Source organism: Asticcacaulis sp. (assembly GCF_020217185.1).
Lineage (GTDB): Bacteria > Pseudomonadota > Alphaproteobacteria > Caulobacterales > Caulobacteraceae > Asticcacaulis.
In genome coordinates this window covers 1-10,000 of the sequence record NZ_JAIWNX010000260.1, presented here as the reverse complement: position 1 = coordinate 10,000, position 10,000 = coordinate 1, and the positions used below count along the sequence as shown (strand labels likewise).

The window sequence follows — 10,000 nt, the reverse complement described above, 5'->3', positions numbered from 1 at the left end:
CGGGTCACACGACCCGCTCTTTTCCATTTAGACCTCTCCACAATTATAGCCTAATTCCCCAGGGCCATAAAGTCATAGACATTGGCCGGGCGGGTCACCACGATCGAGATCTTCTCTTCGAAAATCTGGATTTCGCCGCGCGCCACCGGGTGGTTGTTGGCCAGTATCCACACCTCATCGTGCTCACGCGCGTCCAGCGGGATGACTGCGCCGCGGCCCATGCGCAGAAGCTGCTGCATCGGCAGGACGGACCGCCCCAGAAGCACTGAGATTTCCACCGGTACGGAATTGACCTGAGACGACACGCTCGACTTGATCCCTTGAATGCCCATATAGAGCGCAATCCGATAAAGTGGGCACCACTTTTCGGAAAAATTGCGCTACCAACCAAAATCCCTGAGTGTGATGCATTTCTAAACGCATCACACGATAGGGAAGAACCCTCCCCCATCCGCCGCAGAATGGCCGAACATGCTGAACGACAGGTTAAGCCCCGCAGATTCCGATGACACTCAGCCCGATTTTGTGTCGCCGGACTTTTTCCTGAAAGACCCTGAGAACGGTCTGCCGGAATGGCGTGTGTCTGCGGCTCAGGTGGCCTATCCCGACGCCGTGGCCGCGATGGAGGCGCGCGTCGAAGCCATCCTCAAGGGCGAGGCGCGCGAACTGATCTGGCTGATCGAACACCCGCCACTCTATACGGCCGGCGTGTCGGCCAAACGCGAAGACCTGCTGGAGCCCGAGCGGTTCGAGGTTTTCGACAGCGCGCGCGGCGGGCAGTTCACCTATCACGGCCCCGGTCAGCGGGTGATCTATGTGATGCTGGACCTCAACCGGCGCACCAAGGACATCCGCGCCTTTATCAAGGCGCTGGAAGGCTGGATCATCGGCACGCTGTGGCAGTTCAATGTCGAAGGCCATATCCGTGACGGGCGCGTTGGCGTGTGGGTCGAACGGCGCGACCGGGGGATTACCCCTATTCCCGAAGATAAAATCGCGGCCATCGGCATCAAGCTGCGCCGGTGGGTCAGCTTTCACGGCATCAGCCTGAATGTCGAGCCGGACCTCAGCCATTTCAATGGTATAGTGCCGTGCGGCATCTCCGAACACGGGGTGACCAGCCTGATTGATCTGGGCCTGCCGGTGACCATGGATGAGGTGGACTACGCCCTGCGTCAGCAATTTATCGAACGCTTCGGGCCGGTGGATCTGGCCAAATAAGCGTCAAACCGCCTCGATGGGCTCGGCAAATCGCGTGGAACGCCCGTACCTGTTCGCGCCCCTCTCGGGTTTTTAGCTTTGCTCGATGGGCGCCGCAAATCGCGTGGAACGCCCGTACCTGTTCGCGCCCCTCTCGCCGGGCATCGCGCCTAAGTCAATGGCCGCCCACAGCAGCACCAATGCGCCAACAAAGTCGAGGAAATTATCCGGGCGCGGCCACACCATCATAAAGGCGATCAGGATCACCGCCGCCCACCAGCCGGAGCGCCCCCGGTCGTGCAAACGCTTCGACAACACGCACGCGGCACAAAACAGCAGTGCTGGATAGACCACCCACCCGGTCAGCACGCGCGGCGCGCCGGTAATGGCCGAGTCATAGATCATGAACAGCCCGACCAGCACCGCCAGGGCGATCAGGAACGGCGTTTGCCGCACCCGTCCGGTGGACGAAAAGAACAGCTCGCTCCAGTCGATTTTCTGGTTCATGATCCATACCGCAACAAAAGAGGCGGGAACTCAAAGTCCCCGCCTTTTCGCTTAACACCGTCAACCGCATGAGAAAAGACGCTTATCTGAGGCAGCGCTGCTTTTCTACCGCCGCTATTGCATCAGGCGCACCACGCTCAGCTTGCCACCGATGATGTTAAATGCCTGAATCAGCTCGTTGGCACTCTGGGCATCGAAATAGTGCTGGGCATCCGTGGCGCACGATTTCAGCGCGCTCAAAGCGGTGGGGTCCGTCACCCCCAGACCAATAACGAAGATTTCGATATTCTTGCCCTTGGCGTATTTACAAACATTATCCTGAACCGTGTAAGTCGGGGCAACCAGCTTCGCATCCGTCACCGCCCCCTTCAGAGCGGATATGGCCACCCCTTTTGAGTCGGTATAGATGGTGTTGTCACCGTCGGTCATCAGCACAATGACCTTCTTCGGCTCTTTGTTCTTGACGTCGTAGGCCAGACCTTCTTTGAACGGCGCCGGCGGAGACAAGGTATTCACGCCCCATATCAGTCCACCGGGGATATAGGTAAGGGGTTGATAGCCGCCAATGCTGTGAACAAGACCATCTATCGATGCCGTTACGGTCGTTTTGTTATTACTAAGGGGCTGTATCGCCGTCGGACACTGCTGTGAGGTTTCAAGGGCACCGGTATAGGCGGTGAGCGGGTCGGGCATCAGGGCCATTTTAGTTTTGGTATCGACCTGATGGCGCACACAGCCGTACCATTTGTAATTCGTTGGGCCGCTACAGGTCTCATAAGGCGCAACTGTCACGGTTGTACACACCTGATCCTTCCGGCAGGTAGCCGGCTTTATGACACCGTCTACATTGGTGGTACACGGGTACGTGGTTCCCGGCGTGCAGGTTGTCTTGGTCGTATTGGTCTTACAGGTCTTGGGCACCGTATAGTCGGCGCCGACCGAAACCCAGGTCTGACCGCGATTGGCCACACCGACATTGACATAGTTGGCATAGGGAACGACGGCGACCTTGACATAGTCCTTGTTGGCATCGGTCATGACGGTGTTGACGAGGTTCTTGGCCGCCGTCTTCAGCACGTCCAGACGCGTTTTCGTGCCATCGAGCTTATTGCTCATAGAGAAGGTATTATCGAGCACCAGCGACAATTCCAGCGTGCCATTGGCCGCCTGAATAGTCTTGCTGAGCACCTCATAAGGCATCTCCTTGATGTTCACGACGCCCAGAAGAAAGGTTTTATAGCTCCCCTTGGCCGTCACATAGTAGGTGCGCGTCGCCGTATCATATTGGAACTGGTCTATGGCTACCTTGTCCGGATTGTCGCCCAATTCATTATTGAGGCGTAAGGTCGCTGCCGTCCTGGCCTGCTCAACCGTAGACGGACGCAGGATCGCCACGGCCAGGGTCGCTGCATCCAGCGCATCCTGCGCCTTGGCCCGACGCGAAAGGACGGTCGAAAAATCCAGTGCGCCGGCCATGGCCGCCGTCAGCAAAAAGAAAAACATACCGAACATAACGGCCGTGTTGCCACGGCGATCGCGGAAGAAGTCAGGCTGGCGCATGGTGTATCCGTGTATCTGTATCGGCTTTCTCCCTGCAATTTACGCGCCAAAGCTTAAGATTCGCTCTATTGCAAAAACCCTGTAATGCCGCGCACGGAAACACCTGGAAATGCCTGAAAAAACTCTGGAAATATCACCTTACTTCGTCAGGCGCGTGCTCTGGATCGAATAGAAAACCTTGGCCAGAGTCGAGGTCAACTGGCTTGAAGCCGTGACATCGTAGAAGTATTCCGGACGGCTGGCGCAGGATTTGAGCATGTCGGAATTACCCTCCATGACGCGGATCGTATAGACGGTGATCCCCAGATCCTTGGCCGCCTGACAGGCCAGCAGCGTGCGGGCATTGATCGTGGAGGCCGAGGTGCTCCACCGGTTCTGCGTGTTTTCACCGTCGGTAATGACGATCATATACTTGTAGTTGGTCTTGTCGCTGTAGGGCTTGGCCGTATTGAACGGCAGTTCCGGCGACAGAAGCTCCATACCCCACTGCACACCGATGGTGATATTGGTATTACCGGCCGGCGTCAGCTTCTGGGCATGGGCTCGCACAGCGGCGATATCCGTAGTCAGGCCCATCACCGGCAAGAGGTTATTGGTGGCACATTTGGCTGCCGGATAGAGGGTGTCGGCATTGGACGCGATAGGAGATTGTCCCGACACATCATAGGGTTGTTTACGGTCGATGACGCAACCGTTCCAGCTGTCGGTGCCGACCCCCAGAAGGTTCGAATTGGCCGTAATGGTATCATTGTCCTTGATGGTGGTCGTCGATCCTGAGCCATAGCCACCGGCGCTGGTCGGCGTCGCGGTGATCGTGCCGTTATATTGCGCGTAGTTGTTATTGGGGCGGCCGTAATAGTCCGCCCAGGGCCATGCCGTCGAATTGCTGGCGTTGTTCGTGCGCGCCCAGGTCGTCGCCGCATAATAGTCCGTTCGCGACACAACCGTGTAGTTACAATTGTTGTAGTAATAGTATCCCGCCCAGCAAGACCCGTTGTTTTGCGAATAGTAGGAAGTCACAAACACCCGGTAAGTGCCACCGTTCGTCGTATAGGCATAGATGCGGGCATTGGCTTTGCAGGCGGCGACATCCGCCGCGCCGCTGCACATCAGGTCGCGCGTCGTCCCCACGGAGGTACAGCGATCCGCCGTCATGCTGCTGCCCGTGCAGCTATAGGTATAGGGCGTCTCGCCGAACTCCCCGGCGATGCCGGCGGCCGGAACGCCCTGAATATTCACCTGCGTATCGAACGGCACAATACCGACTCTGGCGTCCCACACATTCTGACCATTGACCAGCAGAGAGGCCAGAACGCTGTCCACCGCGGCCTTGAGGTTGGTCATGCGCGAATCCCGCGACATGGACCCCGTCGAGTCGAGCACCAGAGCGATTTCGGATTTACGCATTTCGGCTTCGGCGGTCGAGGTCGCGCCGATGCTGAGCGTTTTGATGCCCATCATACTCAGAAAGGTCGTGTTGATCTGGGCCCTGGCCGTATAAACCGCCGTCTTGTGCGAACCACTCGTTTCGAACGTCAGACCTTTTGATGTCGGTGTAATGCCGCTGTCTGTCAGGTTGAGATTGAACACGGTGTCTGCGGCGGCCTTGGCGGCGGTTTCGTCTTTAGCCATCAAGGCCCCACGCAGGGCCGCTGCATCGGCTGCGTCCTGAAGCCGGTTGCTCTGCTCGTTGGCCAGACTGAACTCGACCCCACCCCCGGCGGCCGCCACCACAGTGGCCGCAAGCAGACCAAAAACAATCAGGGTGTTGCCGCGAGTATTACCCCAGAAACCCGCCTTCAGCGCATGGCCGCAGTTTTGGCGCAGACGACCGCCCGATTGCTTCAACATGTCATTTCTGCCCCAAAGGATGCACAGTTGCAGCAAATTTTATAAGAAATACATTAATGACGGAGAAAGAAGCATCCCTAACGCGCCGTTAAGCCCAATACGTGTTTACCGTAAACGGCGGGAAGCCTTACGGACTTTTTCCCTGCGCCAGCCCAAGACCTTCACAGAGCGCCTGAATATCCGGGCTCAACTGTGCCTCCCAGCGGCGGCGACCGCCATCGGGATGCGGAAACTCGATGGCGCGGGCGTGCAGCATCAGGCGCGGCACGCGCAGACCGTCCAGACTAAGCGCGCCGCCGTAGCGGACGTCTCCCGCAATGGGACAGCCCAGATGCGCCATGTGGACGCGGATCTGATGCATCCGGCCCGTAAACGGCTCACACTGTACCAGCGCCGAGGTATCGGTGCGGCTGAGCACGCGATAGGTGGTGCGGGCGGTCAGGGCGTCCGGATGATTGGCGGCGCAAACGCGGCTATAGGCCTCCCGCCCGATCTCTTCGCGGCGCAGGGGCACGTCGATGACGCCTTCGTCCGCAAGATTTTGCGGACTGGCGACGATGCAGACATAGGTTTTATGCACATCACGCGCGGCAATCGCATTGCCGACAAAGGCCGCCGAGGTGCGCGTCTTGGCCGCCAGAATAATGCCCGACGTGTCGCGGTCCAGCCGGTGCAGCAGGCGCGGCTTGTTGCCATTCGAGCGCGCAAAGGCCCACAGCATGTCATCGAGATTATGGAAATTGCCACGCCCGCCCTGTGACGACAGGTTCGACGGCTTGTTAAAGCCCATAATCACCCCGTCTTCGTGGATCAGCATGGATTTCACCCACACGATCTCTTCGTCAGACAGTTTCAGCGGCCGGTCGATGGCCTTGGGGTTTTGGGGCGTCTGGACGGGGCGCGCCCAGCCCTTTGCTTCGCGCTCGGCAATGGCGGCTTTGTGCTGCGGCGACTGACGCGAGGCCTTTTTACGGTTGAGCTTGTCCTGCTTTTTCGGAGTCATGCGCGGCTCTTACAATATCGCCCAGCGCTTGCCCATAGGCCTTTCAATCCTCACGATGTTTGCCCGCACCGCGGCGACCCCGAAAGCCGGAGCCGCTCAGCGAGCCAAACAGGGCTGCCAAAACGATCAGCGCCCCCAGCGCGAAGGCGGCCCAGACGGCCAGTCCTTGTCCGCTGATGCCGATATTGAGGGCGCGCAACACCTTTCCGGCCTCGTAGGGCGCATAGAGGGCCAGTACCACCACAGCCGCAAAGACGGCAGCGACGATCCCCGCCCCTATCTTCAAAATCCGCACGACCTGGCTCATCCGTCACCTCAGTTTGGAGAGACGAACCTATAGCCTTTCGTTAGCGATGACCAGCCATACGCACGGGCCCCACCGGACGGCGCAGGGATTGACGCAGCGGCTGCGCTGACGGTTGCGCCAGCAGATAAAACAGCACAAAAACGCCCGCCCCCAGGGCCAGCAACTGCCACCAGCCGGAGCGATTGAGATCATGCAGACGGCGCGTAGTGACCGCTATATAGGGGACTAGCAGCAGTATCGGCGCGATGTAGAGCCAGCTCAGCCCAAAGGCCCCGTCTATCAGGGCGGCGGCACAATAGACGCCGACAAACAGCAACAGGAAGCCGCCATATTCGCCGCGCGACGCCCGGCCTTTGAAGTCAAAAGCGCGCCCAAAGCCGCTGCGCACCGCCGCCTCAAAGCCTGCCGTGCGGTGCGGCGCACCAAAGCGGTTCGGTCCGGTGGGGTAAATAATAAACGGCAGAAAGGCCGGCGCGATCCACAGCAGCAGAACGGCGAGTTGTTGCAGGGTTTCCGGTGACATAGCGCGTCTCCTTCATCAACGTGAAGGTCAGTCTGGACGTGAAATGGGCCGGAAATGGGGAGCGATTATCACAGAGCTGAGAGGCGAGTGTGACTTGAAGGCTTAAAACACAGACTCCGGTTCCGCCTGTCGCTTTTGACCCGGTAAGGTCCATAAGACGATCAGCGGCAGAGCCCCCAGTACTGTCGGCAAGAGCAACCACCATAACCCGCTGCGGCCTATGTCATGAAGACGGCGCACGCCCACGGAAAGCATCGGCACGGCGATCAAAGCATAAACGATATCGCCCATGATGGGATTGTAATCCTTGGCCAGAAAGCCGACAGGAAACAACACCGTGAGATAAATCAGAACAAACCACCAGAATTGTGAGCGGGTGGCGCGACCTGTAAAATTCAGCCCGCGAACCAGTGCGGTCACGACACCGCTGCCGAGGCTTAACCGTCCATGCGGCGGGGCTCCAAAACGAAGGGCATCCGCAGGTTTTTTGAGATTAAACCACACAACCGCCAGCACGGACGGCAACACAAAAACAGCCGCAAGATAAAGGTAAAATTGCCCCCCCCAAAATCGTACATCATTCCCCCCTGCTGCCACGCGTTTCAGTAATCAACCCGCTACTAAAAAACCTCAACTCGTTGGTCTTGGCTCGGCATTTGGCAGAAAAAACTCAACAATACCAACCATCCACAGACGAACATTAACAACAGCCATAAGGCGCTGCGGTTGGTGTCGTGCAACCGGCGCACCGCCACCGAAAGGCTCGGCACAGCGAGAACCGGAAGTGCCAGCAAGGGAAGACCTGACCACCAGGTAGGCGCATCGCGGTTGAGAATAAGCAGAAAAACTGTCAGTCCCAGAATGCCAAAACAAACGCATCCTATAAATACAGCAAATACCCAGAATGCGATACGGTTTGAACGTCCCCCAAAATCATTCCAACGACTGAAACCCTGAGCGATCGCTTGGAACAGATCAAGTGTCTCCACAGTCCCCCCAAAGCGATTGGGCAACACACTTTTCTTCAGGATAACCGGCAGGCAAATCAAGGCTACTATAATATTCGCGATGACAAAGACTGTTGCCACCCCAATCACAAACCATAAAAACATCTTTATCCCCCCCTTTGCCGCTGTTTCTTTTCCCGCAATTGTGCCCAGTATTCAAGCCTTTGTCGCGTCTTGCCCTCGTGCCCCTCGCCCTTCGGGTCGTAGAAGCGCGGGCGTGCCATGCCGTCCGGAAAATAGTTCTGCCCCGAAAACCCGTCGGGGTCATCCGGGTCGTAGATATAGCCTTCGCCATAGCCCAGTTGCTTCATCAATTTGGTAGGCGCATTGCGGATGACTTCGGGCGGGTCGAGCGTCGCGGTGTCCTTCGCCGCCTTCATCGCCGCCTTGAAGGCCGTATAGACAGCGTTCGATTTGGGGGCCGAGGCCATGTGGACAAGCGCCTGAGCAATGGCCAGTTCGCCTTCCGGAGAGCCCAGCACCTCATAGGTTTCGCGCGCCGCATTGGTCATGATCAGCGACATGGGATCGGCATTGCCGATGTCTTCGGAGGCCATGCGCTGCATCCGCCGCACGATGTACAGCGGGTCTTCGCCGCCCTGTAGCATCCGCGCAAACCAGTAGAGTGCCGCATCGGGGTCGGAACCGCGCACCGACTTATGCAGGGCCGAGATCAGGTTGTAGTGGCCTTCGCGGTCCTTATCGTAATTGGGACGGCGCTTTTGCAGGTTTTGCAGCAGGGCCTCGCTATTCAGCGGCGCCTCAAACCCCATCGAGGCCAGAGACTCGATCAGGGTCAGCAGATAGCGCCCGTCGCCGTCGGCCAGCCCTTTCAACGTCTCCTTCGCCTCGTCCATCAGCGGCAAGGCGTGCCCCAGATGCGTTTCGGCGCGGGTGATGAGCTTGTCCATCGCCTCATCATCGAGGCGCTTCAGCACAAACACCTGACAGCGCGACAAAAGCGCGCCGTTCAGCTCAAACGACGGGTTTTCCGTCGTCGCCCCGATCAGGGTGACCACGCCGGCTTCGACATAGGGCAGGAAGCTGTCCTGCTGGGCGCGGTTAAAGCGATGGATTTCATCGACAAACAGGACGCTGCGCACCCCCTGATTGCGGCGGGCCTGCGCGTATTCAAAGGCCTTTTTCAGATCAGCGACGCCGGAAAAAACCGCCGAAATCTGCTGAAACTCATAGCCGACGCTGGCGGCCAGCAACCGCGCAATGGTCGTCTTGCCGACGCCCGGCGGCCCCCACAGGATCAGCGACGGCAAAAACCCGCGATCGACGGCGCGCGCAATGGCCCCGCCTTCGCCCAGCAGATGGTCCTGTCCCACGATCTCGGACAAGGCCTGCGGCCGCAAACGCTCAGCCAGCGGCTTGAACCCTTCGGGAGTTGCGGTCAGGGTCGGAGCGGACGGCGTCAGGCCAGCCGCCTGAAACAGGTCATGGGGCGCAGAAGACATGGAACATGTATAGAACATGTTGCCCGGACAGGAAAAGCCGTGAAATCGGCGTTTAGCGGGTTTTTTTCCGGAGGGCTGGGACACCTCTCTCCTCCCTGTCGCGTCAGCGATGGGGAGGAGATATCAGCCGGACTTTTTATACGGCGTGCCGTCGGGCCATTTGCCGATGCGAGCGGCGCGTTGTTCGCGCATTTGAGCCTGTTTGTCGGCCCAGCCCTTTGACCACTCACCATGCGGAGAGGCCACGGGGATTGCCTCTGGTTTCGCTTCTTCTGTACGTTCAGGGGCCAACGCCCCTCCGTTCACGGGGCTGTCTGTCTCCTCCCCTGTGAGCCCGTCAGGGCGCGACGGGGACGGTGGCTCGGCGCGAGGACGACGAGACGCAGCGGGCGTTTCGGTCGGAGTTGCCTCCTTGACCGGCTTCGGTTTCGCCTTCAGCAGCGGCGTGTATATCCCCCGCAACATCCGCTCGACGGCCATAATGGCGCGGGCGGTGCGGCCAATCTCGATAGCCGTGGTGGGGCGCGGCGCGGTTTCGAGCGCGGTCAGAATCTGATCCGCAAGGCGCATCAGGCGGTC

Annotated in this window: 12 protein-coding genes; 1 reads left to right on the top strand and 11 read right to left on the bottom strand. The window is 58.8% G+C overall.

Features of this window, described 5'->3' with window-relative positions:
- Nucleotides 1-50: 50 nt before the first annotated feature.
- Nucleotides 51-332 carry a FliM/FliN family flagellar motor switch protein gene (locus tag LDL37_RS13125; protein WP_013478892.1) on the bottom strand — a complete coding sequence of 94 codons (282 nt, stop codon included), beginning with the start codon at nucleotides 330-332 and terminating at the stop codon, nucleotides 51-53.
- A gap of 139 nt (nucleotides 333-471) precedes the next feature.
- Here LDL37_RS13125 and lipB point away from each other — a divergent pair, with 139 nt between their 5' ends.
- Entirely contained in the window at nucleotides 472-1,221 is a 750-nt protein-coding gene (gene lipB / locus LDL37_RS13120; protein ID WP_290799134.1) for a lipoyl(octanoyl) transferase LipB, read from the top strand.
- 72 nt (nucleotides 1,222-1,293) lie between these two features.
- Here lipB and LDL37_RS13115 read toward each other — a convergent pair whose 3' ends face one another.
- The 10 genes from LDL37_RS13115 to LDL37_RS13070 all read right to left on the bottom strand — a co-directional run.
- Nucleotides 1,294-1,707 (bottom strand): DUF805 domain-containing protein, encoded by a 414-nt coding sequence (locus LDL37_RS13115; protein ID WP_290799132.1) that lies wholly within the window; start codon nucleotides 1,705-1,707, stop codon nucleotides 1,294-1,296.
- Between the two features lie 114 nt (nucleotides 1,708-1,821).
- Nucleotides 1,822-3,267 (bottom strand): pilus assembly protein TadG-related protein, encoded by a 1,446-nt coding sequence (locus tag LDL37_RS13110; protein WP_290799130.1) that lies wholly within the window; start codon nucleotides 3,265-3,267, stop codon nucleotides 1,822-1,824.
- Nucleotides 3,268-3,405: 138 nt separating this feature from the next.
- Complete coding sequence (locus LDL37_RS13105; protein WP_290799128.1) at nucleotides 3,406-5,118, bottom strand: pilus assembly protein TadG-related protein; 1,713 nt, start codon at nucleotides 5,116-5,118, stop codon at nucleotides 3,406-3,408.
- A gap of 127 nt (nucleotides 5,119-5,245) precedes the next feature.
- Nucleotides 5,246-6,121: an RluA family pseudouridine synthase gene (locus LDL37_RS13100; RefSeq protein ID WP_290799125.1), complete on the bottom strand. Its 876-nt coding sequence runs from the start codon at nucleotides 6,119-6,121 to the stop codon at nucleotides 5,246-5,248.
- Between the two features lie 43 nt (nucleotides 6,122-6,164).
- Entirely contained in the window at nucleotides 6,165-6,428 is a 264-nt protein-coding gene (locus tag LDL37_RS13095) for a hypothetical protein (protein WP_290799123.1), read from the bottom strand.
- Between the two features lie 40 nt (nucleotides 6,429-6,468).
- Nucleotides 6,469-6,951, bottom strand: coding sequence for a DUF805 domain-containing protein (locus tag LDL37_RS13090; RefSeq protein WP_290799121.1), 483 nt, complete (start codon nucleotides 6,949-6,951; stop codon nucleotides 6,469-6,471).
- Between the two features lie 102 nt (nucleotides 6,952-7,053).
- The gene (locus tag LDL37_RS13085) at nucleotides 7,054-7,371 is read right to left on the bottom strand and encodes a DUF805 domain-containing protein (RefSeq protein ID WP_290799118.1); all 318 of its coding nucleotides are present in this window, start codon (nucleotides 7,369-7,371) and stop codon (nucleotides 7,054-7,056) included.
- 200 nt (nucleotides 7,372-7,571) lie between these two features.
- Nucleotides 7,572-8,063, bottom strand: coding sequence for a DUF805 domain-containing protein (locus LDL37_RS13080; protein WP_290799115.1), 492 nt, complete (start codon nucleotides 8,061-8,063; stop codon nucleotides 7,572-7,574).
- Between the two features lie 2 nt (nucleotides 8,064-8,065).
- The gene (locus tag LDL37_RS13075) at nucleotides 8,066-9,421 is read right to left on the bottom strand and encodes a replication-associated recombination protein A (protein ID WP_290799112.1); all 1,356 of its coding nucleotides are present in this window, start codon (nucleotides 9,419-9,421) and stop codon (nucleotides 8,066-8,068) included.
- Between the two features lie 123 nt (nucleotides 9,422-9,544).
- The coding region (locus LDL37_RS13070) for a hypothetical protein (RefSeq protein WP_290799109.1) at nucleotides 9,545-10,000 on the bottom strand (456 nt) is incomplete at its 5' end.

Bases quoted from the DNA above. Each gene is read 5' to 3' on its own strand.
- LDL37_RS13110 (WP_290799130.1), bottom strand. From the start codon at position 3,267: ATGCGCCAGCCTGACTTCTTCCGCGATCGCCGTGGCAACACGGCCGTT.
- LDL37_RS13080 (WP_290799115.1), bottom strand. From the start codon at position 8,063: ATGTTTTTATGGTTTGTGATTGGGGTGGCAACAGTCTTTGTCATCGCG.
- LDL37_RS13115 (WP_290799132.1), bottom strand. From the start codon at position 1,707: ATGAACCAGAAAATCGACTGGAGCGAGCTGTTCTTTTCGTCCACCGGA.
- lipB (WP_290799134.1), top strand. From the start codon at position 472: ATGCTGAACGACAGGTTAAGCCCCGCAGATTCCGATGACACTCAGCCC.
- LDL37_RS13075 (WP_290799112.1), bottom strand. From the start codon at position 9,421: ATGTCTTCTGCGCCCCATGACCTGTTTCAGGCGGCTGGCCTGACGCCG.
- LDL37_RS13125 (WP_013478892.1), bottom strand. From the start codon at position 332: ATGGGCATTCAAGGGATCAAGTCGAGCGTGTCGTCTCAGGTCAATTCC.
- LDL37_RS13095 (WP_290799123.1), bottom strand. From the start codon at position 6,428: ATGAGCCAGGTCGTGCGGATTTTGAAGATAGGGGCGGGGATCGTCGCT.
- LDL37_RS13100 (WP_290799125.1), bottom strand. From the start codon at position 6,121: ATGACTCCGAAAAAGCAGGACAAGCTCAACCGTAAAAAGGCCTCGCGT.
- LDL37_RS13105 (WP_290799128.1), bottom strand. From the start codon at position 5,118: ATGTTGAAGCAATCGGGCGGTCGTCTGCGCCAAAACTGCGGCCATGCG.
- LDL37_RS13090 (WP_290799121.1), bottom strand. From the start codon at position 6,951: ATGTCACCGGAAACCCTGCAACAACTCGCCGTTCTGCTGCTGTGGATC.